21 protein-coding genes are annotated in these 24,667 nt (G+C 68.0%); 9 read left to right on the forward strand and 12 right to left on the reverse strand.

Features of this window, described 5'->3' with window-relative positions; translation table 11 throughout:
• Nucleotides 1-7 precede the first annotated feature (7 nt).
• Nucleotides 8-721, forward strand: coding sequence for a hypothetical protein (locus ISN75_RS02375; RefSeq protein WP_343819546.1), 714 nt, complete (start codon nucleotides 8-10; stop codon nucleotides 719-721).
• A 218-nt stretch (nucleotides 722-939) separates the two neighbouring features.
• A complete protein-coding gene (locus ISN75_RS02380; RefSeq protein WP_343819544.1) occupies nucleotides 940-1,626 on the forward strand; it encodes a hypothetical protein in 687 nt (228 codons plus the stop codon).
• Between the two features lie 112 nt (nucleotides 1,627-1,738).
• On the opposite strand, the gene ISN75_RS02385 is transcribed toward ISN75_RS02380, so the two are convergent.
• From ISN75_RS02385 to ISN75_RS02430, 10 genes are all read right to left on the reverse strand, one after another.
• Nucleotides 1,739-2,302: a hypothetical protein gene (locus tag ISN75_RS02385; RefSeq protein WP_168649268.1), complete on the reverse strand. Its 564-nt coding sequence runs from the start codon at nucleotides 2,300-2,302 to the stop codon at nucleotides 1,739-1,741.
• A 16-nt stretch (nucleotides 2,303-2,318) separates the two neighbouring features.
• Nucleotides 2,319-3,794 (reverse strand): DUF2235 domain-containing protein, encoded by a 1,476-nt coding sequence (locus ISN75_RS02390; RefSeq protein ID WP_343819542.1) that lies wholly within the window; start codon nucleotides 3,792-3,794, stop codon nucleotides 2,319-2,321.
• 12 nt (nucleotides 3,795-3,806) lie between these two features.
• Complete coding sequence (locus ISN75_RS02395) at nucleotides 3,807-4,340, reverse strand: hypothetical protein (protein ID WP_167252628.1); 534 nt, start codon at nucleotides 4,338-4,340, stop codon at nucleotides 3,807-3,809.
• Nucleotides 4,341-4,686: 346 nt separating this feature from the next.
• Nucleotides 4,687-5,724 carry a serine hydrolase domain-containing protein gene (locus ISN75_RS02400; RefSeq protein ID WP_343819541.1) on the reverse strand — a complete coding sequence of 346 codons (1,038 nt, stop codon included), beginning with the start codon at nucleotides 5,722-5,724 and terminating at the stop codon, nucleotides 4,687-4,689.
• A gap of 12 nt (nucleotides 5,725-5,736) precedes the next feature.
• Entirely contained in the window at nucleotides 5,737-6,498 is a 762-nt protein-coding gene (locus ISN75_RS02405; RefSeq protein WP_168649271.1) for a M15 family metallopeptidase, read from the reverse strand.
• Nucleotides 6,437-7,978, reverse strand: coding sequence for a serine hydrolase domain-containing protein (locus ISN75_RS02410; RefSeq protein WP_343819540.1), 1,542 nt, complete (start codon nucleotides 7,976-7,978; stop codon nucleotides 6,437-6,439). Before ISN75_RS02410 ends, ISN75_RS02405 begins: the two co-directional genes overlap by 62 nt.
• Nucleotides 7,962-9,170, reverse strand: a complete 1,209-nt coding sequence (locus ISN75_RS02415; protein WP_343819539.1) for a dipeptidase — start codon at nucleotides 9,168-9,170, stop codon at nucleotides 7,962-7,964. Before ISN75_RS02415 ends, ISN75_RS02410 begins: the two co-directional genes overlap by 17 nt.
• Nucleotides 9,167-10,450 (reverse strand): diaminopimelate decarboxylase, encoded by a 1,284-nt coding sequence (lysA, locus tag ISN75_RS02420; protein WP_343819538.1) that lies wholly within the window; start codon nucleotides 10,448-10,450, stop codon nucleotides 9,167-9,169. The genes ISN75_RS02415 and lysA overlap by 4 nt, the downstream gene beginning before the upstream one ends.
• A 79-nt stretch (nucleotides 10,451-10,529) precedes the next feature.
• Nucleotides 10,530-13,526, reverse strand: a complete 2,997-nt coding sequence (locus ISN75_RS02425) for a TonB-dependent receptor (protein WP_167252622.1) — start codon at nucleotides 13,524-13,526, stop codon at nucleotides 10,530-10,532.
• Nucleotides 13,527-13,579: 53 nt separating this feature from the next.
• Nucleotides 13,580-15,013 (reverse strand): transglutaminase domain-containing protein, encoded by a 1,434-nt coding sequence (locus ISN75_RS02430; RefSeq protein ID WP_343819536.1) that lies wholly within the window; start codon nucleotides 15,011-15,013, stop codon nucleotides 13,580-13,582.
• 248 nt (nucleotides 15,014-15,261) lie between these two features.
• On the opposite strand from ISN75_RS02430, the gene ISN75_RS02435 reads away from it, so the two are divergent.
• The 7 genes from ISN75_RS02435 to ISN75_RS02465 all read left to right on the forward strand — a co-directional run bounded on the left by ISN75_RS02435 (nucleotide 15,262) and on the right by ISN75_RS02465 (nucleotide 23,074).
• Nucleotides 15,262-16,410 carry a DUF819 domain-containing protein gene (locus tag ISN75_RS02435; protein WP_167252620.1) on the forward strand — a complete coding sequence of 383 codons (1,149 nt, stop codon included), beginning with the start codon at nucleotides 15,262-15,264 and terminating at the stop codon, nucleotides 16,408-16,410.
• A gap of 71 nt (nucleotides 16,411-16,481) precedes the next feature.
• A complete protein-coding gene (locus ISN75_RS02440) occupies nucleotides 16,482-17,867 on the forward strand; it encodes an SH3 domain-containing protein (protein ID WP_343819534.1) in 1,386 nt (461 codons plus the stop codon).
• Between the two features lie 34 nt (nucleotides 17,868-17,901).
• Nucleotides 17,902-18,999, forward strand: a complete 1,098-nt coding sequence (locus tag ISN75_RS02445; protein ID WP_168649278.1) for a dipeptide epimerase — start codon at nucleotides 17,902-17,904, stop codon at nucleotides 18,997-18,999.
• A gap of 37 nt (nucleotides 19,000-19,036) precedes the next feature.
• Nucleotides 19,037-19,885 (forward strand): MurR/RpiR family transcriptional regulator, encoded by an 849-nt coding sequence (locus ISN75_RS02450; protein WP_343819532.1) that lies wholly within the window; start codon nucleotides 19,037-19,039, stop codon nucleotides 19,883-19,885.
• 23 nt (nucleotides 19,886-19,908) lie between these two features.
• Nucleotides 19,909-20,700, forward strand: a complete 792-nt coding sequence (locus ISN75_RS02455; RefSeq protein WP_343819531.1) for a hypothetical protein — start codon at nucleotides 19,909-19,911, stop codon at nucleotides 20,698-20,700.
• Nucleotides 20,697-21,950 (forward strand): dicarboxylate/amino acid:cation symporter, encoded by a 1,254-nt coding sequence (locus tag ISN75_RS02460; protein ID WP_343819529.1) that lies wholly within the window; start codon nucleotides 20,697-20,699, stop codon nucleotides 21,948-21,950. The genes ISN75_RS02455 and ISN75_RS02460 overlap by 4 nt, the downstream gene beginning before the upstream one ends.
• Entirely contained in the window at nucleotides 21,947-23,074 is a 1,128-nt protein-coding gene (locus ISN75_RS02465) for an FAD-dependent oxidoreductase (protein WP_343819528.1), read from the forward strand. The genes ISN75_RS02460 and ISN75_RS02465 overlap by 4 nt, the downstream gene beginning before the upstream one ends.
• Nucleotides 23,075-23,111: 37 nt before the next feature.
• Here the strand turns inward: ISN75_RS02465 and ISN75_RS02470 are convergent, their stop codons facing one another.
• Nucleotides 23,112-24,248 (reverse strand): acyltransferase, encoded by a 1,137-nt coding sequence (locus ISN75_RS02470; protein WP_343819527.1) that lies wholly within the window; start codon nucleotides 24,246-24,248, stop codon nucleotides 23,112-23,114.
• 93 nt (nucleotides 24,249-24,341) lie between these two features.
• Entirely contained in the window at nucleotides 24,342-24,554 is a 213-nt protein-coding gene (locus ISN75_RS02475) for a hypothetical protein (RefSeq protein ID WP_167252611.1), read from the reverse strand.
• Nucleotides 24,555-24,667: the final 113 nt, after the last annotated feature.

Consider the following 24,667-nt stretch of genomic DNA (forward strand, 5'->3'; position numbering starts at 1 on the left):
GATGGACATGCACAGGAAACGCCAGCTCAGTCTTTCGATCACGCGCGCCGGCATCGTCGCCTTGCCGCTGCTGTATTCGCTCACCGCCACCGCGCGCGAGCCGGCGCAAACGCGCTGGGTCGACGACCCGTACAGCCGCATGAAGGCGATGGCGATGCTGCAGTCGCTCAACGCCGACCTGCTCAGCCACCCCAGCGCCACACTCACCCTGGAGCGCTGGTGCGGCACGCATCATCTGGCCCACGACGCCAAGGTGGTGGCGCGCGTGGTGAAGGGCGCGGACAAGCCGCTGCCGGACGGCGCCCGCGAGCAGCTGGGCATCGGCGCCGAAGAACCGGTGCGCTACCGCCAGGTGCAGCTGGTCTGCGGCGGCCTGGTGCTGTCGGAAGCCGACAACTGGTACGTGCCGTCGCGCCTGAGCGAGGCGATGAACCGCGAGCTGGACGAGAGCGACACCCCGTTCGGCAAGGTGGTGCAGCCGCTGCGCTTCCGCCGCCAGACCCTGGCCGCGGAGCTCCTGTGGTCGCCGCTGCCGGCCGGCTGGGACGCCGGCGCGCCGCTGCCGCCGGCCACCCGCCATCCGCTGGACATCCCCGCCCACGTGCTGCAGCACCGCGCGGTGCTGGTGAGCGGCGACAACCAGCCCTTCAGCCTGGTGGTGGAGAGCTATACGGCGAACGTGCTGGCCATGCCCTCGTCGCTGCTGGCGCCGACGCCCTAGCGCAAGCCCGGCGTAAGAACCGCGTCACAAAATCTGCCAGAATGTGACGGCGATCGCAGGGAAGGGCGGTCGCCATTGCGCCGCGTGCCGTCCAGGCACGCTCCCAGGGAACCGGGGCCCGATGCCGCAGAACCTCTTCCGGTAATACCCCCGCGACGCGGACGCCATGGTGGCTTCCGGGGGAGCGCGCGGGCCGCAGCAAAGCAACAGGGGAAAACATGAAACTCATCGCCAGGACCGCATGCGTCGCCGCATGCGCGCTGCTGCTGTCGTCGTGCGCGACGATCGTCGGCGGCAAGTACCAGAACGTCAGCGTCGACACCAAGGCGTCCGACCAGAGCAGCATCGCCGCCCAGTGCACGCTCAGCAACGACCGCGGCACCGTCAGCGTCACCACGCCGGGCACCGCCCGCGTGCGCCGCTCCGACGGCGCGCTGGACGTGAGCTGCCAGAAGGACGGCGCCCAGATCGGCCAGCAGACCTACCACGCCAGCACCCGCGGCATGGTGTGGGGCAACCTTCTGTTCGGCGGCCTGATCGGCATCGTGGTGGACTTCACCAACGGCGCCGCGCACCACTATCCGGATCACCTGAGCGTGACCTCGTACAACAAGCACTACGACGCGGCCGCGATGGCCGGTAGCGCACCCGCCACCATGGGCAGCGGCAGCGCCGCCGCCTCGGTGCCGGCCGCCGCCGGCGACCTGGCCAGCCTGGATCGCCGCATCGCGCCGGCCACCTTCAATGCCGCGCAGAACGTGGCCGCCGCCAGGCAGTGCGACCGTGCGCTGCACGTGGTGATGGCCGATGGCGCACGCTCGCTGCTGGAAGCGAATTGCCCGGGCGCCGAGCCGGTGCATATCGAGTGCGATGGCGACAAGTGCGTGGCCGTGCACAAGGACTGACGCACATGGCGTAGGTTGGGGTGAGCGCAGCGAACCCCAACGTGCCGGCGACCGTGCAAGGTCCGTTGGGGTTCGCCTTTGGCTCACCCCAACCTACGCCGTCGTTGATGGCTTAGTGGCGGGGATCCTGCGGCGGATCCAGCCGCACCCACCGCTTCCCATCCACCCGCGCGCAAATCCCGCCCTCCGCGCACGGCGCCAGATTCCCCGCCGCGATCGCCGCATTGATCTGCGACGTCCACGCCGCATTCGACAGCTCGGTATGCGCGTGCATCACCGTATAAGCCGCCGCGCCGATCACCAGCAGCCCGCCGACGGCGCAGGCGATGAAGGCCTTCCACGCCGTCGCCGTATGCACCCGGCCGGCGCTGCTGATGCGCTGCTGCAGGTCCGCTGCGGCGTTGCGCACGTCCAGCATGGCGCTTTCCAGATGCTTCTCCGCCTGCGCGAACGGCTCGCGCAGGCCGTGGCTGAGCGTGGCGCCGGCCGCCTGGCGGAATTCCTCCACCGCGCTGGCCGACACCTGCTGCGCCACCTGGCTGACGCTCTGCGCCGCCATGCGGATGGTCTCCGCCGCCTGCGCGTTCTGCTGCACCACCTTGTCGCCGCGGGTTTCGAAGCTGTCGACCAGCATCGACAGCTTCACCGCCATGGCCTTGATGTCGTCCTGGGTCATGCGCGTCTACTCGCGTTCATTGCCGGAGCGTGGGCCCCTGCTGTTGCTGCTGCGGGTTCGGCGGCTGCTGCTGCGTCGGCGCGGGCGTGGCCTGCTGCTGTTGCTGCTGCGCCTGCAGCTGCCGGTTGGCCTGCTGGCCTTGCGCAAGCAGGGCCTGGCCTTCGCCCGATTGCGCGTACGACTGCGCGATCTGCCGCGAAGCCGCATCGTTCTGCGTGGCCGCGGCGCGGGTCAGCGCCTCGAACTGGTCGTTGACCGAAGGCGCCGCGACCGGCTGCTGCGGCGACGACGGCGTCGGCGCCTGCTGCCCCTGTACGGATTGCCCCTGCCCCTGCGGCACCGGACCGATCGTGACCGGCTGGCGCGGATAGGCTTTGCTGAGCTCTTCGTTGACCGGCTCCGCACTGGTGCGCGTGCCGACGCCGTTCCATTCCTTCTTCGGCACCAGCACGGTGTTGTAGCCGGCCGGCGTGTTGCGGTCCACCTGGTTGAAGCGGTACAGCAGCATGCCCTGTTCCGAGCGGTGCACCACGTTCATGCCCGGATCGGTCGGCACCTGCGCCTTCTGCAGGAACGGCTTGTCGCTCACCGTGTTGAGGTAATCGACCATCAGGTTGTTGCTGCGCACCGCCAGGCCGTCGCGGTGGTAGCTGCCGCCGATGTCCGAATGCGCGCCCGCCACGGTGACGCCGAGGAAACGGCCGTCCTTGCTTTCGCCCGGCGGAATGATGTGGTCGACCTTGAACAGCCCGCGGCGCTCGTCCGCGGCGATGATCTGGAAGCCGGAAATCACCGAGGGCGGCGGCCGGCGGTCGTGCTTCTGCGGCACGCCGGTGCCGACCGGATCGAACAGGCCCTCGACCTGGGCGACCTTGCCCGCTTCTTCCAGCCGCGGCTTGGAGTACTGCGCGTTCTTGATCATGCCGTCGCGCTCGTACGTGTACTTGGCGCCGCTCGGATCCTCGATGCCGCGCTCTTCCACCAGCCGGGTGAAGCCGGCCGCCTGTTCGGCGCCGCGGCTGAAGCCGATGCTGACCACGCTGATCTTGGCCTCGGGGTCCTCGCGCCGCCACTGCTTGGACTGCTCGATGAACTGCTTGTACATCTCCTCGGTGCGGCGCTCGTAGGTGTATCCGCGCATGCCGTCCAGGGTCTTGGTGACGCCGTTGTCCTGGGTGCCCGGGCCGGCCAGGTAGCCGGACACGATGCTGCGGTCGCCGCCGCGGTTGCGCTCCTGGATCTGCGCATGGATCTTGGCCACGTTGGTGGCGTGCTCCGGATCGTGCGCCACGTCGTTGCCGGTGCCGTCGAACGCCGCCACGAACACGCGCTCGTGCGGGTTGTTGGCATGGATCAGCACGGGCGCCTCGAACTTCGCCAGCTGGTCGCGCGCGGTGTCGTAGCTCTGCAGGCGGGCGGCGTCGGCGGGGTAAGTGCCTACGCCGTCGTTGAGTATCCCGTCCGCGTCGGGCTTGTGGGTTTCCTTGGGCATGGTGCAGCTCCTTTAGTAAGTCCTGCTCCAGACCAGGAAGATGTCTTTCCTGAAGTCGCTGTCCTTGTTGCCCGGGACCTGCGGCTGCCGGGTGGGAATGAACATCGCGGTGTAGACGTTGATGGTGCGGTCGTCCACTTCCAGGTAGATGTCCGGCGCGCCGGCCACGGGGCCGGAATAGAAGTCGGTCATCGCTTCCTTGGGCACGTTGTGCCAGATCAGCTCGTCCTTGAAGATCTGCGCGATGTCGACCTTGGCCTCGTGCGCCGTGCCGTCCTTGGATTTCCAGCGGACTTCGGCCGGCGCCGGGAAGTTGCTGATGCCCAGTTCCGCCGAGCCCCAGCCTTCGCGGTAATCGCCGGCGGGCTTGGGCGGCGAAGCTTCGTCCGCGGCCTTCTGCACTTGGTAGCGGCCGTTGTACATGACGCTGCAGCCGATGGTGTCGTAGCAGAACGCCTCGAAGTTATGGCGCTTGAAATGGAGCGGTACCTGGCGGGTCAGAGCCGGCGCCGGTGCCGCAGTTCCCTGCGTGTCGTCGAGTGACATGGCGAAAACACATCCTGTAGAGAGAGAAACCGTGAGGCCCAGTACGAGCGAGGCCTGAAGCCGGAGGGCTGAAGTGCGCATGCGAGCAATCCCTTGTCTTCGTGTCGGCCATGCGGAGTCCGATGGCCCCGGCCATCTTACCTCGCTGCGCCAGCGTGGCCAGTTTCGACCGGCCAGTCAGCGAAGTACCGCACATTCGTCATCCCGGCGCAGGCCGGGATCCAGTGACGATACCGGCTAGTTGTCGCGAAAGCCCAAAAGCTGAACCTTACGACCTTCACGCACAAGCCAGCGCGTCGCTACTGGATCCCGGCCTGCGCCGGGATGACGAGGGGGGAGGGTGACGTCAGGGTGCGAGGTACGGCCGGGCGATCGCCATGGCCGTCCGGTACGGCTCCGGATCGTTGCGGTTGCTCAGCAGGATCACCGTCAGATGCTGCTTCGGCCAGCGCACGATCACGTTGCGGAAGCCGATGCTTTCGCCGGAATGCCAGCGCACGTCGCCATGGATGCGCCAGCCGTAGCCATAGGCGTCGACGTCTTCTTCACCCGTGACCTGGTTCTGCGCGGCGAAGGCCAGGGCGCGCGAGCTGTCCTTGAGCAGGCGGCCGTCGTAGAGCGCCGCGTCCCAGCGCGCCAGGTCGTCGATGGAGGAATAGATACCGCCGTCGCCGCGGGTGGCGCTGGTGAGGTCCTGGTCGGTGCGCACCCAGCGGCCGTCCTGCTGGCTGTAGCCGTAGGCGCGGTGCGCGGGCTGCGGGCCGTCCGCTTCGCGCAGCAGGGTGTGGTCCATGTGCAGCGGCTTGAAGATGCGCTGGCGCAGGAACTCGGGCAGGCGCTGGCCGGAGGCGCGTTCGACGATCAGCCCCAGCAGCACGTAGCCGCTGTTGCTGTAGCGGTAGCCGGTGCCGGGCGCAAAATAGCCGCGCGTCTCGGCCGACAGCATGCGCAGCACGTCGCCGTCGTTGAGCTGCCTGGTGGTGCCGGGCGGCATCAGGTCTTCGTAATCGATCAGGCCGGACGCATGCGAGAGCAGGTGATGGATGGTGATGCCCTGGTCGCTCGCCGGCAGCGAAGGCAGCCAGCGGCGCACCGAATCGCCGAGTTTCAGCTTGCCGTCTTCCGCCAGCAGCAGGATGGCGGCGGCGGTGAACTGCTTGCTCATCGAGGCCAGCCGGTAGTTGGTGGCTGGCGTGGCGGCCACGCCGTGTTCCAGGTCGGCGTAGCCGTAGGCCCTGCGCAGCACCGGCTTGCCGTCCTTCAGCACCAGCAGCGAGGCGCCGGGGACTTTGCCGGTGTAGGGCTGCATCGAGGTGTCGGCGTCGGCGGCGGGGGCGCGGGCGGAAAACAGCAGCAGCGCGGCAAGGAACGCGAAGTGGCGCATGGCGGGTCCCGGTCAGCGGATCGGCAGGTCGTAGTAGGTGTCGGGCGCCGGTTCCGGCTCGAGCGTGTAATGCCACCACTCGAACGCGTAGTTGCGGAAGCCGCCGCGGCGCATCGCCTCGCGCAGCAGGTCGCGATGGGCGCGCTGTGCGGGCGTGACGTCCGGGTTGTCGGTATTGGCCAGCGGGTCGAAGTAGTCGAACGGCGTGCCCATGTCGAGCGGCGCGCAGTGCTCGTCGCGCGCATCGCATTGCATCAGGGTGAGGTCCATGGTGGCGCCGCGGCTGTGGCCCGAGCGCGGCGCGATGTAGTCGCCGAGCAGCACGCGCTTGTCGAGATGGGGATAGTGCGCGGCCTTGGTGCGCTGGTCGGCCAGGTCGCCGCCCCAGCGCACGAAATGGCTGACGGCGCGGGCCGGACGGTAGCAGTCCCACAGCAGCAGGCGCTGGTGCTTGGCGTGCAGGTCGCGTTCGACCTTGGCCAGCGCCGCGGCCGCGGGGCGCAGCAGATAGCACTTCGCCGCCGCGTAGCCGTCGACCGGCGTGCCGACGAAGTTGTCGCTGCCGGCGTACTTGATGTCCTCGGCGATATCCGGCGCCAGCGTGCGGATATCCACCAGGTTCGCCTGCGCCAGCGTGCCGGTGGCGACGGGCGGCTTCGCGGCCGGCGCGGCGCAGCCGCACAGCAGCGCGGCGGCCAGCAGCGCCAGCCGCCTAGTCGCAGCCGCGTACGCGCTTGAACGCGAGATCTTCGAAGTCGTAGCTGAAATCGGCATCGGGATCGACCTTGCTCATCTGCAGGTTGCCGGACTTGCCGGTGGGTGCATGCAGCCAGGCTTCGGCGTCGCCGTGCTCCCACTGCACCAGGTAGCCGTGGCCCACGCGCATCACCGGGCCGCGCAGGCGAGGGGATTTGATCGCTTCGAATGCCACGCCGTCGCCGCTCGGGCACAGGCGCGCTTCGCCGAACCAGGGATCGCGCCATACGCCAAGCAGGCCGGCCAGTTCCTTGCGCGTGGCGGCTTGGCGTCTGGACGTATCGGGCACGCGCGACGCGTGGCGGTGGCTTTCCTTCGCGGCGAGTTCGTCCGCATAGGCGGCGACGCTGCGTGCTTTCTCCGGCGCGGTGAACTGCTTCAGCAGCACTTCGACCAGCACGGTGCGTGCGTCTTCCGCATCGCCGTTGATCAGCACCACGAAACCGTCGCGCCGGCCCGGCACCAGGTACAGCGCCGAATACATGCCCGACAGCGTGCCGGTATGCGATACGGTCTGCACGCCATCCACATCGGCGATGCGCCAGCCATAGCCGTAGGCATACAGCTTGGTGCCATCCCAGGCGCGGCGCTGCGCGGAGATCGGCATCGGCGTGTACGGCGTCCACAGCGGGTCGCGCTGCGCCTGCGGCAGCCAGGCCAGCTGCTGTGGCGTCGGCGCCAGCCATTGGCGCGCCCAGATCAGCATGTCATCGAGGCTGCACTGCACGCCGCCGGCCGCTTCCATGGTGGTGGGGTGCACCACGGGGTCGGTGGGCGCAAGCGGTACGAAGCCGTCACCGCGGCTTGCATGCGGCACCGCGACCGGCGCCAGCGCATCGCGGCGCCAGGTACCGACCTGGCAGCGTGCCAGCCCGAGCGGTTCGAACACTTCGCGGCGCAGCAGCGTTTCATACGGCGCGCCACCCGCGGCGGCAGCGACTTCGCCCGCCACCACGTAGAGCAGGTTGTCGTACGCATAGCCGGCACGGAAGCTGTAGCGCGGCTTCAGATAGGCCAGCGCGGCGACGATGTCCTGGCGGGTGAAGCCGTTCGGCTCCGGCCACAGCATCAGATCGCCCGCGCCTTCGCCCAGCCCGCTGCGATGCGTCAGCAGGTCGCCGACCTGCATATGCTCGGTCACCCATGGGTCGTACATACGGAAAGCCGGAATCCAGCGTTTCACCGGATCGTCCCAGCGCAGCTTGCCCTGCTGCACCAGGCGCGCGAGCAGGGCGGAGGTCATCGCCTTGCTGTTGGAGGCGATCTTGAACAGCGCATCGGGGGTGACCGGCTGGCCGGATCCCAGCGCCAGTTCGCCCGCCGTATGCCGGTACACCACCTCGCCGTTCTCGATCACGCCGACGGCGATGCCGGGCAGGCGATAGCGCGCCACCACGGCATCGACCAGCGGATCGAAGCGGTCCTTCGGCGTCTGCGCCTGCGCCGCACCGGCGGCGAGCAGCAGTGCGATCGACAGGACTTCAGCGAGCCGGCGCATCGGCCGTCTGCTCCACTGCCTTCCACACGCGCAGCAGATTGCCGCCCCACAGCTTGGCGATGTCCGCATCGCTGAAACCGGCCTTGCGTAGCGCCGCGGTCACGTTGCGGGTCTGGCTGGCGTCGCGCCAGCCGTCGATGCCGCCGCCGCCGTCGAAGTCCGAGGCGATGCCGACGTGGTCGATACCGGCGACGTCGACCATATGGCGGATCTGCGCCAGGTAATCGTCGAGCGTCGGCAAGGGAAAGGCCTTGTCGATGCGCGCCATGCCTTGGACATACGCCGGCAGGAAATCGTGCTTCTCGCTGTCGTACTGCTTGTCGCCCGCCTGCTTGGCCACCTGCGCCTGCAAGGCTTTCTCCGCCAGCTCGCGGCCCGGATCCAGCTTGAGGAAACCCTTGTACGCCACCGCCTGCACCACGCCGCCCTTTGCCGCGATCGCACGCAGCAGATCGTCCGGCAGGTTGCGCGGATGGTTCACCAGCGCGTGCGCGCCGGAATGCGAGGCGATGACCGGCGCCTTCGACAGCGCCAGCACGTCGCGCACGCAGGCATCCGAACTGTGCGAGACATCGACCATGATGCCCAGCCGGTTGGCGCGCTCCACCACCTGCTTGCCGAACGCACTCAGCCCTGCGTCGCTCAGCGGCGGATCGCCCAGCTCGGCGGTGGGCATCGAACTGGTGCAAAGATCGTTGTGGCCGACGTGGGTGAGGCCGATATAGCGCGCGCCCTGGGCGAACACCCAGTCCATGTTCTTCAGGTCGTGGCCGAGCGAATAGCCGTTCTCGATGCCGATCATCGCCGACAGCACGCCGGCCTTGCGGTTGGCGAGGACTTGTTCCGGCGTGGTGGCCAGCTTGATGCGCCGCGGATAGCGCTGCACCAGCAGGTGGATGTCCTCGTACTTGCGCCTGGCCTGCGCTACCGCCTTGGCATAGCCCTTGGCATTGAGCGGGCCCTGCTCGACGTAGATGACGAAGAACGCGGCATTCAATCCGCCGCGTTCCATCTTGCCCAGGTCCACCTGCAGCGGGGTGTCGTGACCCGCGTCGAAGCGCGGCTCGTGCATGTAGGCCAGCGGGATATCGACGTGGGTGTCGATGGTGACGGGCGGGTCCTCGCCCGCCGTGGCGGTGCCGGTCCACAGCAGCAGCGGCGCCAGCGCGCCGAGATAAGGCCATAGCTTCATGCGCTTTCCCAATGCGAGGCCGGCTGTTCGCCGGCGACCATGTCTTCGAGACTCTGCCGCCGCCGCACTATGGCATGGCGGCCGCGCTCGAGCAGCACCTCGGCGGCGAGCGGGCGCGAGTTGTAGGTGGACGCCATCGAGGCGCCGTAGGCGCCGGTGGTGCGGATCAGCACCAGGTCGCCGCTGCGCAGCTCGGGCAGCTCGCGTTCCACCGCGAAGGTGTCGCCGGTTTCGCAGACCGGGCCGACCACGTCGTAGCGGCAGTGCGGACGCGGTCCGTCGAGCAGGGGGACGATGTCGTGCCAGGCCTCGTAGAGGCTGGGGCGCAGCAAGTCGTTCATGGCCGCGTCGAGCACCAGGAAGCGGCGCCGGTCGCCCTGCTTCACGCGGATCACGCGGGTGAGCAGCACGCCGGCCTCGGCGACCAGGTAGCGGCCGGGTTCCAGCAGCAGGCGCCCTTTGAACGCTCCCAGGGCTTCGCGGATGGCCGCGGCGTAGTCCGCCGGCGCGATCGGCACCTGGCCGTCCCGATAGCGCACGCCCAGGCCGCCGCCTACGTCGATGCTGGCGATGGCGTGGCCGGCGTCTTCCAGCTCGCGCCAGAACGCCGCCACGCGCGCGAAGGCGAGGCGGAACGGTTCGACGCTGAGGATCTGCGAGCCGATATGCACGTGCAGGCCGTCCAGCCGCACGTTCGGGTGGCGCGCCGCGTGGTCGAACCAGCGGCGCGCCTCGTCGATGCTGACGCCGAATTTGTTTTCCGCCTTGCCGGTGGAAATCTTGGCGTGGGTCTGCGCGTCGACGTCGGGGTTGATGCGCACCGCCGCATGCGCGGTGACGTGCAGTTCGGCCGCCATCTGCTGCAGCAGGTCCAGTTCGTCCGCCGATTCGACATTGAAGCGCTGGATGCCGGCGGCCAGGGCCTCGGCGATCTCGGCCGCGGTCTTGCCCACGCCGGAGAACACGATGCGCTGCGCCGGAATGCCCGCATGCAGGGCGCGCCATAGCTCGCCGGAGGAGACGATGTCCGCACCCACGCCCGTTTTCGCCATCAGCTGCAGGATGGCCAGATTGCTGTTCGCCTTGACGGCGTAGCACAGCGTGGCATCCAGGCCTTGCAGCGCCTGCTGCAAGCCATCGATGCGGGCGCGGATCGCGCTGGCGGAATAGGCGTGGAACGGGGTGGGGATGCGTTCGGCGAGGCGGCGCAGGTCGACGCCGTCGAACAGGGTGTCGGGGTGGAGCGCAGGTTCGGCGGGAAGGGACGAGGTGTGGGACATGTTTCTGCCGTGTGCTGAAAAAAAGGCGGCCCGAACTCACGCGGGCCGCCTTGGGGAGTACACCTTCAGCGATGCATGCTCAGAAATCCAGCGACACGGTGAGCTGGGCAAAACGCGGATCCTGGAAGCGCAGCGCCTGGCGGAACGTGGAATTGGTACCGTCGCTGATCGAAGTCTGCAGGTCCTGATCCACCGCCACCGTGCGCTGCTGGTTGAGCAGGTTGTAGATGGCGAACTTCACGCGCAGCTGGCCGGTCTCGCCCAGCGAGCGCAGGTAGGTGACGCTGGCGCCGAGGTTGTAGGTCCACGGCATGGTGCCGTACTTGCCGCGCGGGGAACGCTCGTACACGCGGTCTTCCGAACGGTCGGACGAGCAGTTGGCCACGCAGATGTAGTAGCTGTGGTAGTTGGTCGCGTCGTACGGATTGCCCACGCCGAAGCCGGTGATCGGGCCGCCGGACAGCACGGTGAGGTCGCCGCCGAACTGCCAGTGCGGGGTGAGCGCATAGGTGCCGCGCAGCTTCAGCTGGTGGCGGTGGTCGTTCGGCAGATAGCCGTCGCCGCCGAAGTTCACCCAGGGGTTGTCGAAGTTCTCGGTGCGGCCGGTGTCGTCGAAGTTGGTGTCTGAGTTGACCGGGCCTTCCGCGTTGCCGCGGTTCCACGACAAGGTATACGAGGCGTTGAACGCCCACTGGTTGTCCCAGGCGCGGTCCAGCTGGAACTCCACCGAAGTGAAGGTGCGCTTGGGCTTCACCCAGCCGCGCTGGCCCAGGTAATTGCCGTCGGCGTCGTACATCGCCCAGCCTTCCTTCGCCGTGTCCACGGTGACCCAGCCGTCGGCCACGCCGTCGCAGTTGGTGTCGCCCCACACCGTGTTCTTCTTGCCCGGGTTGCCCATCACCCAGCCGATATAGCCGTTGGCGCCGCACTTGCCGGTGGCGCTGATCTCCATGTCGTCGATCGCGTTGTGCAGGCGGCGGTAGGTGGCGCTCACGCCCCAGGACCAGCTCTTGTCCAGCATCTGCTGGAAGCCGAGGATGGCTTCGTCCTGGAACACCTGGTCCATGTCCTTGTTCACCTGCGAGCGCAGGTCGCCGACCTTGCCGTCGCCCTGCGAGGTGTCCACGCCGCCCAGCTGCGGCCCGAGCACCGGCATCGCGTACTTGTTGCCGTTGCGGTCGACGATCTGCCAGCCGCTGAAGGCGTAGTAGGTGCGCTCGTCGAGCAGGCCGCCGGCCTGCTTGATGTTGATCACGTTGGCCACCGGCAAAAAGTAACGGCCCAGGTTGCCGAACAGCTTGGTGGTGCCGTCGCCCTTGATGTCCCAGGAGAAGCCGAAGCGCGGCGCCCACATGTTCTTCATTTTGATGTAGCTGCTGCCGTTGGCGGCCTTGTTGTCGAAGCCGTCGTTGCGGATGCCCGCGTTCAACAGGAAGGTCGGCGTGATCTGCCAGTTGTCTTCCAGGTAATACGCCGAGTTGGTGGTCTCGAAGGTGCCGGCGATCTCGTAGCGGCGCGCACGCACGTACGCCGTATACCCGGCCGGCAGCACGCCGCCGGTGTTGTTGATGGTCGAGCCCGGGGTGGCGTAGTAGAGGTTGTAGTAGACCGCGCCGGGGCCGGTGTAGTGGCGCTGGTAGATCGAGGTGTCCTTCTCGTGGTCATAGCCGAAGCGCACCAGGTGGTCGCCGAGCTTCCATTCGAAATCGGCGCGGATCTCCTTGCGGGTGTCGTCGCGCTTCTCCACGGTGGAATTGGTGGTGCAGCCCAGCGGCACGCCGCCCGGCACCGGCACGGCATTGGTCACCTTGGTTTCGGCCACCACGCGGTTGCATTCGATATCGCTGAGCGAGCGGGTATAGGCGTTGCGCTTGTTGCTGCCGTACAGCAGCTTCATCGACAGGTCGTCGGTGAGGTAGTTGGTGTAGGTCAGCGCCCAGTTCTTGCCGCCGGAGTCGGTGTAGATCTCGTTGGTCTTGGCGCCGAGCGTGCGCGTGTCGAAGGTGTAGTCGTAGACGTCGCCGGTGTTCTTGCTCTTGTCGGAAAACGCCATCAGCGACAGCAGGTTGTTGTCGTTGATGTGCCAGTCGATGGTGGCGCCCCAGAAACCGTTGTGGGCGCCGTTGCTGGTGAAGGTGGTGCCGTCGTCGCTGGTATTGCGCGGCGAGCTGCCGCGCGCCTCGTACATGGCGAAGAAGAACAGCTTGTCCTTCACGATGGGGCCGGACGCGTAGACATTGGTCTTCATCAGTGAGTCGCGGTCCTCGCTGGAGGCGAGGTAGCGGTTGCCCTGCGCGTCGTAGCGGTTCTTGGGCTTGTCGTGCCAGGCGCCCGGTTCCATGGTCAGCTCGGTGCCCCACTTGAACTGGTTGCTGCCCGAGCGCGCCACCGCGTTGATCACGCCGCCGGTGGTGCGGCCGAACTCCACCGAGTAGCCGCCGGTCTTGACCTGGAACTCCTGGTAGAACGCGAACGGCGCTTCGGAGAAGCCGTTGCGGTTGTAGAAATCGGTGACGTTGAGGCCGTTGACGTAGATCGCGTTCTCCGCGATCGACGAACCGCCGAAGCTGATGCCGCCGAAGCTGGAATTGCCTTTGTTGACGCCCGGCGCGAGCAGGGCGACCGAGGCGATGTTCTGATCCACCGGCAGGCGGCGCAGTTCCTCGCGGCTGATATTGACCGCCGACTCGGTGGAAGTGACGTCCACCTTGGTGATCACGCTGGTGGCGCTGACGCTCACGCCTTCCAGCTCCTTCACGCCCAGGTTCACCGTGGTGGCATTGCCCAGGGTCACCGTCACGTCGGCCGGCTGGGTGGTGAGGTTGCCGTCCTTGCGGCTTTCCAGCACGTACCTGCCCACCGGCAGGAACGGAATGCGGTAATTGCCTTTCTCGTCCGCCGTGGTGCTGCGCGACAGGCCGGTGGCCGGGTCGCGCACGGTCACCACCGCGCCGGGCTGCGTGCGGCCCACGATGGTGCCGTCGTTGTTGGCGGCATGCGCCTGCCAGGCGGGCAGGCCGAAGGCCAGGCCCAGCCCCAGACATAGCGCGGTCTTGCGCAGATACCGACTGCTCATCTCCCCCATCTCCCCGTCTCCCAACGTGATGTCGATGCGTTAGCGAAAAGAACTCAGGCGCCGCCGGCACGCCCCCGCGCGTCCGGCAGCAGCTGCCACTGGAAGTGGTAGTCCCACTGGTCGAAGTACAGATTCCCGCCCTTCCACTCGACCTCGCCGCGTTGCGAATCGACGTTGTCGGAGCGGAACTGCTGCTTGGGCGGCGTAAAGGGCTGGCCGAAATCGCGGTTGAAGGCGATGCGCCAGGCGTCCAGGCCGCCGAGGTAGAACCACTGCAGCGGCGCGTCGGCCGGCGCGGCCGGATGCAGCTGGCCGGTGGTCACGTCCATCGGCACCCAGCCGTAGGGCGCCAGATACACCTGGCCCCAGTCGTGGATGTTGTCGTAGCCGTTTTCGGCGAACACCATGCCGGACTGCCAGCGCGCCGGAATGCCGTTGAGCCGCAGCAGGGCGATCAGCAGCAGCGTCTGCTGCCCGCAGTCGCCGTGGCCGGCGTGCAAGGTGTAGTCGCTGATGTTGCTGATGGTCGAATACTCGCGCGCACCGGCCCAGGGGATGCGGTCCACCGCGGCGAACAGCTTCTGCGCGATGCGGTAGGGGTTCTTCTCCTCGCCCACCACATCCTTGGAGAACTTGCGCAGGTCGTCGGTGAACACCACGTGCGGCGCGCGCTCGGCCACGTAGGGTGCAAGTTCTGGCGTGATGCGCGTGGCGGTGACCTGGTCCGGGTCGATCTCGCGGTACTGCGCGGACAAGCTCACTTCATAGGTCACCGAGAACACGGTCTTCTCGCCGGCCTTCGCGGGCTGCTCCAGGTACACCGTGCGCATCGGCGCACTGGCCGGCGCGATGTCGTGCTTCGCCGGCACGCTGGTCACGTAGCGGATGTCGTCCTGCTGGCCGGGCAGTTCCTGCGGATAGGGAATCCAGGCACGCACCGTTTCGCCCGCGGGCAAGGCGTTGGCATCGACGGTCAGCGTCTGCGTCATGCGCACGCGATGCGGCAGCACGTGGGTTGCGTGTGCGGTCAGCGCGGCGGCGCGCACCTGGCGGTGGTAGTCGTTGAGCGACTCCATCGGGCCGTCGGTGAGCGGCGTCTTGTCCGTGCGGCGCCCGCGTGCCTCGGCGCTCAGGCGGAACAGGTTGCCGGGCGAGCGCTTGAAGTACAGCGTGCGGCCGTCGATGGTCTGGTGTTCGAACAGGCCGGCGGCGTCCCAGCGCGCGAAGTCGGCGTCGCTCAGGTCCGGCATCTGCTTGCGCACCCGCGCCTTCACCGCGTCGGCGTCGAGGGTGAAGTCGAGCAGGATGCGGCGCATGCGCTCGCGCTGGAACAGCCAGTCCTGGCGCGCCTGGGCGGAGAGTCCCGGCTGGGCCAGCGCCTGGCCGATCGCGGCTTCGGCCTGCTTGAAGTGGCCGGCGTCGATCTGCGCGACGGTGGCGTTCAAGCCCGCGGGCGTGTCGCCGGCCGCGGCGAAAACGGGAGACATGGCGCAGCCCAGGGCCAGCGCAAAAGCGGTGCGGCGCAGTGCGCGCGCGGCCGCGGAACCCGGTGCCGAGCCTGCCGTTTTCAACACCAGAACTCCCCCGCAAGAAGTTGTTGAAAACGCTGTGTAGCATGCTTGCAATCCCTGGTCAATAATTTATGCTTCGATAGAAATTGACAGGAATTAGCTATTCCAAGCCTGCCGAATTGCCATGGGCCAGCCGCCCGGCAGCCACTGACGAAGGGGGTTCGATGATCCAGACGGTCTGGCCTTATCTGGCGCTGATGCTGTTGGCGGCCGGGGCATTCCCCGCGCTGGAAAGGCAGTTCGGCTGGCGGATCTTCAACGTGCTGCCGCCTATCGTGCTCACCTATCTGCTGGTCACCGCCCTGGCCGTGTCGGGGCTGTGGAAGAACACCGCCGAGATCCAGGCCGCGCAGGGCATGCTGGTGGAGCGCATGGTGCCGGCGCTGGTGTTCCTGCTGATGATCAACTGCGACCTGCGCGCGATCTTCGCGCTGGGTCCGCGCGTGCTGGCGGTGTTCGCCTGCACCTCGGTGAGCCTGTTCACCGCCTTCGTGGTCACCTACCTGATGTTCCGCCACTGGCTGCCGGGCGACGCCTGGCATCCGCTGGCTGCGCTCAGCGGCAGCTGGATGGGCGGCACGGCGAACATGATCGCGGTGAAGCAGGCGATCGGCATGTCCGACACACACCTGGCCATGAGCCTGCTCACCGACGCGCTGTGCTACTCGATGTGGGTGGTGGTGCTGTTCTCGGTGGCGCGCCTGGCGCCGGCCTTCAACCGCTGGACCCGCGCCACCTCCAGCGCGGACCTGATCGTGGCGGAAACGCGCGTCGACAGTCCGCCCACCACCGACAGCGTGCTGCTGTGGCTGGGCCTGGCCCTGCTGGTGGCGGCGGGTTCGGCGTGGCTGGGCGACCGGCTGCCGGCGTCCGGCATGGTCAGTCCCACCACCTGGACCATCCTGCTGGCTACGGGCTTGGGCCTGCTCGCGGCGCATACGCCGCTGGCGCGGCTGCCGGGCGCGGGCAAGATTTCCGGCACCTTGCTGGTGGCGGTGGTGGCGGTGCTGGCCTCGCAAAGCAATTTCGAAGGCATGGGCCGCGCGCCGCTGTACCTGCTGTGCGGCGTCTGCATCATCGGCATCCAGGGCGTGCTGCTGGCGCTGTTCGCTAAGCTGTTCCGCTTCGACCTGTACCTGTGCGGCATTTCCTCGCTGGCGCATATCGGCGGCGTCGCCGCCACCCCGGTGCTGGCCGCCACCTATGCGCGTCCGCTGGTGCCGGTGGGCGTCCTGCTGGCCCTGCTCGGCTATATCCTCGGCACCGGCTTCGGCCTGCTGGTGGCCCAGGTGCTGTCGATGCTGTCGTCGTGAGCGGCGGCTATCGATGAGGAGAACGCGTTGAGGAAATCGGGATGAGGAAATCGGCAATGAAGAAACCGACCATGCGTCACCCGCTTGCCGCCGCCTGCCTGGTCCTGCTGCTGCCGATGAGCGCCGCGCTGCAAGCGCGCGAGATGGCGGTGCCGCCCTCGGGCGTGATCGGCGTGGGCGCCGAGCAGCTGGATCCGGCGTTCTGGCTGCGCCAGGCGCCGTCGCCCGACGCCGTGGTGCTGGATGCCGCCACCATCGCCGCGCGCAATGCGAAACTGCTGCAGGTCGATCCCAGCATGCACGACCTGCAGGCGCTGCCGGCCACGCTGGAGCGCGCGCAGGTGCTGAAGTGGATCCAGGACCTTTCCAGGCGCCCCACGCACGAGCTTTACGACGAAGCCGGCCGCAGCGTACCCGCCGCCACGCTCGATGCCCTGCTGCCGTCGCTGGCGCTGGACCAGGTGCCGGCCACGCAGAAGACCCGCTACGGCCTGGTGGTGAAGCGCGCCGCGCTGCGTTCCTTTCCCACCTCGCTGCGGGTGTTCAGCCACAAGGGCGACACCGATATCGACCGCTTCCAGGAAACCGCCGAATTCCCCGGCACACCGGTGGCGATCGTGCATGCCAGCCAGGACGGCCGCTGGCTGTTCGTGGTGAGCCCGCGCTATGCGGCCTGGGTGGAACGCGACGCGATCGCCGAAGGCAGTCGCGAACAGGTGCTCGGCTATGCCGACAAAGCGCCGTACCGCGTGGTCACCGGCGCTACCGAGCGCACCGTCTACACCCGCGAACAGCCGGGCGTCTCGCAGCTGCAGCTGGACATGGGCACGCGCGTGCCGCTGGCGCAGGGCCTGGCGGCGGACCAGCCGGTCAACGGCCAGCACGCCTACAGCTCGTGGACGCTGGAGCTGCCGGTCCGCCAGGCCGACGGCTCGCTCGCCTTCAGCCCCGCGCTGCTGCAGAAGAACACCGACAGCGCGGCGGACTATCTGCCGCTGACCCATGCCAACCTGATCCGCCAGGCCTTCAAGTTCCTCGGCGAACGCTATGGCTGGGGCCATGCCTACGACGCGCGCGACTGCAGCGGCTTCGTCTCCGACGTCTACCGCAGCATGGGCGTGCAGATGCCGCGCAATACCAGCGCGCAGGCGGTCAGCCCGGGGCTGGAGCACACCTTGTTCACCGACAAGGACAGCCGCGCGGTGCGCGAGAAGGCGATCGACGAGCTGCAGATCGGCGACCTGATCTACATCCCCGGCCACGTGATGATGATGCTCGGCCGCATCGACGGCGAACCCTACGTGATCCACGACACCAACGGCCTCAGCTACCGCCAGGACGGCGCGATGCGGCGGGTCCAGCTCAATGAAGTGTCGGTGACGCCGCTGCGTCCGCTGATGTTCAACGACACGCAGCGCTATATCGACCGCATGACCAGCATCGTGCGCATCCGCTGACCGACCGACGACCCGACCCACACAGACGGACCTCATGAAAATCACCGATATCCAGTTCGGCATGCTGCGGGTGCCGCTGAAGACGCCCTTCAAGACGGCCTTGCGCACGGTCGAGCGCGTGGAGGACATCGTGGTGATGGTGCATACCGACACCGGCCACGTCGGCTTCGGCGAGGCGCCGGCCACCGCGGTGATCACCGGCGACACGCACGGTTCCATCGTCGACGCCATCCGCCATTACATCGCGCCGCGGCTGATCGGGCACGAGGTGGCGGACCTCAACCGGATCACCCACCTGATCCAGGCCTCGATGGAAAAGAACACCAGCGCCAAGGCGGCGGTGGAGATCGCGGTGTACGACCTGTGGGGCCAGCTCTACAAGGCGCCGCTGTACCAGCTGCTGGGCGGCGGCGATCCGGTGATCACCACCGACATCACCATCAGCGTGGACTACATCGACAAGATGGTGGCCGATTCGATCAGCGCGGTAGAGCGCGGCTTCGAGTCGCTGAAGATCAAGGTGGGCAAGGACATCGGCGTCGACATCGAGCGCGTCAAGGCGATCTACGCCGCAGTGGAAGACCGCGCGCTGCTGCGCCTGGACGCCAACCAGGGCTGGACCGCCAAGCAGGCGGTGTACGCGCTGCAGACGCTGGAAGACGCCGGCGTGAAGCTGGAACTGGTCGAGCAGCCGGTGAAGGCGCGCGACCTGGAAGGCATGCGCTATGTCACCGAGCGCGTGCATACGCCGGTGATGGCGGACGAGAGCGTGTTCGGCCCGATGGAGGTGATCGAGCTGATCCGCCTGCGCGCGGCCGACATCATCAACATCAAGCTGATGAAGACCGGCGGCATTTCCAATGCCATCCGCATCGCCGACATCGCCGGCCTGCACGGCATCGACTGCATGATCGGCTGCATGCTGGAAACCAGCATCAGCGTGGCCGCCGCGGTGCACGTGGCGGTGGCCAAGGCCGACGTGATCACCAAGGTGGACCTGGACGGCCCCTCGCTGTGCCAGTACGACCCTGTGGACGGCGGGGTGAACTTCAACGAGTCGGAGATCTCGATCAGCGCCGCGCCTGGATTGGGCATCCGCCAGATCCGCGGCCTGGAGCCGATCGATGGCTAGGAGTCCGATTATGGCCGCATCGCTGCCCGCACCGCCCATGTCACCACTGGTGAAGATCCGCTCCGAGCGCGACCAGATGTCGGCAGTGGAGCGGCGCATCGCCGACTTCATCCTGGAGAACGCGCAGCTGCTGCGCGACTACTCCTCGCAGCAGTTAGCGAACGCGCTGGGGATCAGCCAGTCCAGCGTGGTGAAGTTCACCCAGAAGCTGGGTTTCAAGGGCTATCCGGACCTGAAGTACTCGGTCGGCGAGGCGATCGCGCGCGCCGACAACGGCGAGGCCGCGGTGGCGGCGCACCCGGTGGCCGGCGGCGAGCGCGAGTCGCTGGCCACCAGCCTGTGGCGGCGCAAGTCGGAGGCGGAAGAGGCGACGCGGCTGATCAATCCGCCGGAAACCCTGCGCGGCGCGGCGGAGGCGCTGGGCAAGGCAGGCAAGGTGTTCGTGATCGGCGTGGGCGAGGACGACATCTACTCGCGCGGCTTCGCGCTGAAGCTGTCGATGCTGGGCATCGCCACCGTGCAGAGCTTCGACGTGGCGCGGATGATGGCGAGCATCTCTTCCGGAGGCGCGGGCGACGTGCTGCTGATCTTCTCCGAGCATGGCCACCATCCGGCGCTGTGCAAGATGGGGCGGCTGTTCCGCGAGCAGCGCGGCCGTTTGCTGACGGTGACGCGCCACACGTCCAATCCGCTGCGCGCGCTGGCCGACCTGGCGCTGCTGGTGTCGGCGCACGACGAGCAGCCGTATGTGCAGTCGATCGTCTATCAATCCGCCCTGCAGCATCTGCTGGACGGGTTGTTCATCGAGCTGTGCGAGGGCGACGAACGCCGCCACGCGCAGCTGCTCACCAATCTGGAACGGCTCCAGCTGCTGCTGGAACCCTGACCGCCTGACGATTCCGGGGCCGCATGATCCACGCTTTCCGTCTGTCCACACTGCGTTCGATCGTTGGCCTGGCGCTGCTTGCCTTGGCCGGTTGCGCTGCTTCGCCGCCGCCGCGCACCGATGCCCTCGCATGGAAGGATGCGCGCCAGCTGGTGCTGGTCGTTACCGACGACTGGAATGTCGACCACGGCCGGATGCGTGCGTACGAGCGCCATGGCGATGCGTGGCAGCCGGTGGCGGATGCGGTGCCGGTCACCATCGGCCGCTCCGGCGCCGCCTGGGGCGTGGGCCTGCATGCGCCGCGCACGGATGGCCCGGTAAAGCATGAAGGCGACGGCCGCAGTGCCGCGGGCGTGTTCCGTATCGGCGAGGCCTTCGGCTATGCCGGGCATGCGGATACGGCGCTGGCGTACCGCGCCCTGACCGTGTCGGACTACTGCGTCGACGTGGACGGCTCGCCGCTCTATAACCGCATCGTCGACGCCAACCATGAAGACGCCAAGGCGGTGGCCGGTTCGACCGAGGCGATGCGGCTGGACCTGCACGCGCACGGCGACCAGCGCTACAAGCTGGGCTTCGTGATCGAGCACAATCCGGACGGGCAGCGCGGCGCCGGCTCCTGCATCTTCGCCCACCTGTGGCGCTCGCCCACCGACAGCACCGCCGGCTGCACCGCGATGGACGAAGCGGCGATGCGCCAGCTGCTGGGCTGGCTGAAGCCGGAAGAACACCCGGTGTTCGCGCTGCTGCCGCGCCAGGCCTATACCAAGCTGCAGCGCGACTGGGCGCTGCCGGCGCCGGACGCCGCGCCATGAGTCCCACCGCGCGGGTACTGGCCGGCCTCGCCGCCGGCGCGGCGCTGGGGCTGGCGCTGGACGCGATGAGTCCCGCGCTTGCGGTGCGCGTCGCCGACGTTGCGCAACCGCTGGGCCGGCTATGGCTGAACGCCTTGCAGATGACGGTGGTGCCACTGGTGCTGGCGCTGATCGTGGTGGGCGTGAACACCGCCACCGATGCGGCCGCCTCCGGACGTGTGGCGCGGCGCGCGATCGGGGTGTTCATCGTGATCCTGGCCGGTGGCGCGCTGCTGGCGGCGTTCGCCGCGCCCTCGGTCTTCGCGCTGTTTCCGCGCAGCCCGGCGTTGGCCGCGGCGCTGGGCAAGACGGTGGCGGGGCCGGCGTCGACGGTGGCGCCGATGGGCTGGGCGGACTGGTTCAACGGCATCGTGCCGAGCAACGCGATCATGGCCGCCGCGCAGAGCGCGATGTTGCCGACGGTGGTGTTCGCGCTGTTCTTCGGCTTTGCGCTGACGCGGATCGAGGCGGCGCGCCGCACCTTGGTGGTGAATTTCTTCCAGGCCATCGCCGACACCATGATCGTGGTGGTGCGCTGGGTGCTGTGGGCGGCGCCGGCGGGCGTGTTCGCGCTGATCCTGGCCGTATGCGCGCGGGCCGGGCTGCATATGCTCGGTGCGCTGGGCATCTATGTGCTGGTCGAATGCCTGCTGTACCTGGCGGTGACCTTGCTGATGCTGCCGGTGGCGGTGCTGTGGGGTGGCGAGCGCATACGCCGCTTCGTCGCCGCGCTGGCGCCGCCGCAGGTGATGGCGCTGAGCACGCAGTCCTCGCTGGCCTCGATGCCGGCCATGCTGGAAAGCGCCGGCACGCGATTGGGTTATCCGCAGCACGTCAATGCGCTGGTGCTGCCGATGGCGGTCAGCCTGTTCCGCCTGACCAGTCCGGTGCAGTACGTCACCTCGGCCTGTTTTATCGCCTGGGCCTTCGGCATCGAACTGGGCGCGGCGCAGCTGGTGCTCGGCGCGCTGCTGGCGGTGGTGATCAGCCTGGGTTCGGTGGGCCTGCCGGGGCAGGTGAGCTTTATGGCGACCAACCTGCCGGTGGCGCAGGCGATGGGCGTGCCGGTGGGGCCGCTGGGCCTGATGCTGGCAGTGGACACGCTGCCGGATGCGCTGGCCACGCTGGGCAATGTCACGGCCGATCTCACCGCCACCAGTGTCGTGGCGAAGCAATCGGCGGCGGATGCCGCCGCGGTGGAGAGCGCATGAGCCGGATCGTGGAGGTCGATGCGGTGGTGATCGGCGCCGGCATGGCCGGCGCCTCGGTGGCGTACTTCCTGGCGCCGCATGCGCGGGTGGTGGTGCTGGAGCGCGAGACGCATCCGGGCGTGCATGCCACCGGGCGCTCGGCGGCGCTGTTCTCCGAAACCTACGGCTCGCCGCAGGTGCGCGCGCTGACGCGGGCGACGCGGCCGTTTCTCGAGCATCCGCCGGAAGGTTTCGCGGCGCATCCCATCCTCACGCCGCGCGGCACCGTGATCATCGGCGATGCGGACAGGGTCGATGCGGTGGTGGCGATGCACGATGCGATGTCGTCGCATACCTCCGATCTGAAACTGCTGTCGCCGGACGAGTTGCTGGCGATGGTACCGGTGCTGCGCCCGGAAGCGGCACGCATCGGCCTGCACGAGCCCGGCGCCGCGGACATCGACGTCAACGAACTGCACCAGGGCTTTCTGCGCGGCCTGCGCGCACGCGGCGGACAGCTGCGCACCGGCGTGGAGATCGGCGCGATCGAACGCGGCCCCGGGCATTGGTATGTGGATGCGGGCGACACGGTGTATCGCGCGCCGCTGGTGCTCAACGCGGCGGGCGCCTGGGTCGACCAGGTGGCGAACCTGGCCGGCGTCCATCCGCTGGGCATCGAGCCGCGCCGCCGCTCGGCCTTCCTGTTCGCAGCGCCGGATGGCCTGGCCACCGCGCGCTGGCCGTTCGTGATCGATGCCGACGAAAGCTTCTACTTCAAACCCGACGCTGGATTGCTGCTGGGTTCTTGCGCAAACGCCGACCCGGTACTGCCGCACGATGTGCAACCCGAAGAACTCGACGTGGCCCTGGGCATCTACCGCATCGAGGAAGCCACCACGCTGAGCATCCGCCGGCCGGTGCGTACCTGGGCGGGATTGCGTTCCTTCGTTGCCGACGGCGACCTGGTGGGCGGCTTCGCCACGGATGCGCCGGGGTTCTTCTGGGTGGCGGCGCAAGGCGGCTACGGCATCCAGACCAGCGCGGCGATGGGCGAAGCCTGCGCGAGCCTGGCGCTGGGCAGGACGCTGCCGGGCCATCTGCAGGATGCAGGGCTTAGCGCGGCGATGCTGGCGCCGCGCGGCTAGGGGAATCCGGCCGGCGAGGCCATCGCCGCGAGGCCGATCAGCTGGGGCTTACGCGGCCATCCGCCGGCGCGGACGAGGCGAAGATGCGCGCATGCAGCGCCAGCAGGCGGTCGCGCACGCGCACCGCCAGGCCGTCCTCGACGTAGCGCTTGGAAAGCGCGGCCACGGCCAGCGGTACCGGCACGATCAGGATGGCGTAGGGCCAGGTCGCGGTGAGCTTTTCCTGTCCGGCCAGGACGAAAAGCTGGGTGATCGCGCAGAACACGATGTAGTGCAGCAGGTACAGCGAATAGGAGATGCCGCCCAGCCAGACCAGGACGCGCGGCACGCGCGGCTCGGCGTTCTTGTAGGTGAGCGCCATCACCGCGAACATCAGCATCAGCGGCGCGCCCCAGCGGATCGGGCCGTGGACCCACACCGGCGCGGTGCGCCAGGCGGTGGCGACGATCAGCAGGACGCAGGCGGCGATCAGGGCATCGGTCAGCTTCGAGCGCGGCAGGCTCAGCTTCGACCGGTACAGCAGGCCGATCAGCACGCCTGCCGCGAACTCCCACACCATGGGACTGGTGAGCTGCCCGGCCAGCGCGCTGCCGAAGTGGTAGTCGTTATTGGCCAGCAGCGACACGTAGCCGGCCGCCAGCCACGGGACCAGCACCAGGGTCAGGGCCAGCCAGGCCATGAAGGCGATCCAGCGCGCCGTGCCGAACAGAATCGACAGGCCGAACACCACGTAGAAATAGAACTCGTAGTTGAGCGTCCAGCCGATCGCATACGGCAGGCCCAGATAGGGCGGCTGGTGGGTGGATACCGGCAGGAAGCACAGGCTCTTAAGAATGTTCGCCAGCGGCGCGATCGGCTGCGTCGTCGCGGCCAGGAAGGCTATCCACAGCAGCACCGCCACCGCATATACGGGCCACACGCGGGCGAAGCGCTTGATCAGGAAGCCGCTGGCATAGCGCAGCGAGCCGTCGGCGCCGCGCGTGGTGTAGACCATGATGAAGCCGCTGACCAGGAAGAACAGGTCCACGCCCTGCGCCGCGGGCATGATGTAGTGCTCCACGAACGGGCGCCATTCGGTCTCCAGCAGATAGCGGCGCGCATGCGTCAGCACTACCAGCAGGGCGGCGACGCCGCGCAGCGCCTGGATCCAGTCAAGCTTGTGTCGTTCCGCCATGGGGCGCCCGTGGTCGCATCGTCCGCGGATTTTAGACTTAAGGCTGTCTGAATCCGCAATCAATTTGGGCGTATTCCGATGCTCGCGCCGGATCTATTCCTCCGGATCGAAGTTCAGCGCCATGCGCAGCAGGATGGCCAGCGCGATGCCCGCGGCCACGCCGACCAGGATCGCTCCCGCCACGGGCTTGCTGGCGCCGCTGACGATGCTCAGCAGCATCAGCGCCAGCGCGCTCAGCAGCAGCGTGATCTGTTTCGGGCCGCGCCCATGCTTTTTTGCGGATGGGCGGTTGCGCTGCGCTTTCATCGTCGATGCTCCGACTGCCGCGGATGCGGCGGACCACCGCTGCATCTTGGCGCGGGGGTGTAGAGGCGTCTCTTAGGCGCAGGCTGAAATGGCGCCCGGGGCACTGCATTCGG

This window comes from Dyella marensis (genome assembly GCF_049532885.1).
Taxonomy (GTDB): Bacteria; Pseudomonadota; Gammaproteobacteria; order Xanthomonadales; family Rhodanobacteraceae; genus Dyella_D; species Dyella_D marensis.

Bases quoted from the DNA above. Each gene is read 5' to 3' on its own strand.
- ISN75_RS02435 (WP_167252620.1), top strand. From the start codon at position 15,262: ATGATCCAGACGGTCTGGCCTTATCTGGCGCTGATGCTGTTGGCGGCC.
- ISN75_RS02450 (WP_343819532.1), top strand. From the start codon at position 19,037: ATGTCACCACTGGTGAAGATCCGCTCCGAGCGCGACCAGATGTCGGCA.
- ISN75_RS02440 (WP_343819534.1), top strand. From the start codon at position 16,482: ATGCGTCACCCGCTTGCCGCCGCCTGCCTGGTCCTGCTGCTGCCGATG.
- ISN75_RS02395 (WP_167252628.1), bottom strand. From the start codon at position 4,340: ATGTCACTCGACGACACGCAGGGAACTGCGGCACCGGCGCCGGCTCTG.
- ISN75_RS02460 (WP_343819529.1), top strand. From the start codon at position 20,697: ATGAGTCCCACCGCGCGGGTACTGGCCGGCCTCGCCGCCGGCGCGGCG.
- ISN75_RS02390 (WP_343819542.1), bottom strand. From the start codon at position 3,794: ATGCCCAAGGAAACCCACAAGCCCGACGCGGACGGGATACTCAACGAC.
- ISN75_RS02380 (WP_343819544.1), top strand. From the start codon at position 940: ATGAAACTCATCGCCAGGACCGCATGCGTCGCCGCATGCGCGCTGCTG.
- ISN75_RS02445 (WP_168649278.1), top strand. From the start codon at position 17,902: ATGAAAATCACCGATATCCAGTTCGGCATGCTGCGGGTGCCGCTGAAG.
- ISN75_RS02465 (WP_343819528.1), top strand. From the start codon at position 21,947: ATGAGCCGGATCGTGGAGGTCGATGCGGTGGTGATCGGCGCCGGCATG.
- ISN75_RS02425 (WP_167252622.1), bottom strand. From the start codon at position 13,526: ATGAGCAGTCGGTATCTGCGCAAGACCGCGCTATGTCTGGGGCTGGGC.
- ISN75_RS02475 (WP_167252611.1), bottom strand. From the start codon at position 24,554: ATGAAAGCGCAGCGCAACCGCCCATCCGCAAAAAAGCATGGGCGCGGC.
- ISN75_RS02455 (WP_343819531.1), top strand. From the start codon at position 19,909: ATGATCCACGCTTTCCGTCTGTCCACACTGCGTTCGATCGTTGGCCTG.
- ISN75_RS02375 (WP_343819546.1), top strand. From the start codon at position 8: ATGCACAGGAAACGCCAGCTCAGTCTTTCGATCACGCGCGCCGGCATC.
- ISN75_RS02405 (WP_168649271.1), bottom strand. From the start codon at position 6,498: ATGCCGATTTCAGCTACGACTTCGAAGATCTCGCGTTCAAGCGCGTAC.
- ISN75_RS02430 (WP_343819536.1), bottom strand. From the start codon at position 15,013: ATGTCTCCCGTTTTCGCCGCGGCCGGCGACACGCCCGCGGGCTTGAAC.
- ISN75_RS02400 (WP_343819541.1), bottom strand. From the start codon at position 5,724: ATGCGCCACTTCGCGTTCCTTGCCGCGCTGCTGCTGTTTTCCGCCCGC.
- ISN75_RS02410 (WP_343819540.1), bottom strand. From the start codon at position 7,978: ATGCGCCGGCTCGCTGAAGTCCTGTCGATCGCACTGCTGCTCGCCGCC.
- ISN75_RS02470 (WP_343819527.1), bottom strand. From the start codon at position 24,248: ATGGCGGAACGACACAAGCTTGACTGGATCCAGGCGCTGCGCGGCGTC.
- ISN75_RS02385 (WP_168649268.1), bottom strand. From the start codon at position 2,302: ATGACCCAGGACGACATCAAGGCCATGGCGGTGAAGCTGTCGATGCTG.
- lysA (WP_343819538.1), bottom strand. From the start codon at position 10,450: ATGTCCCACACCTCGTCCCTTCCCGCCGAACCTGCGCTCCACCCCGAC.
- ISN75_RS02415 (WP_343819539.1), bottom strand. From the start codon at position 9,170: ATGAAGCTATGGCCTTATCTCGGCGCGCTGGCGCCGCTGCTGCTGTGG.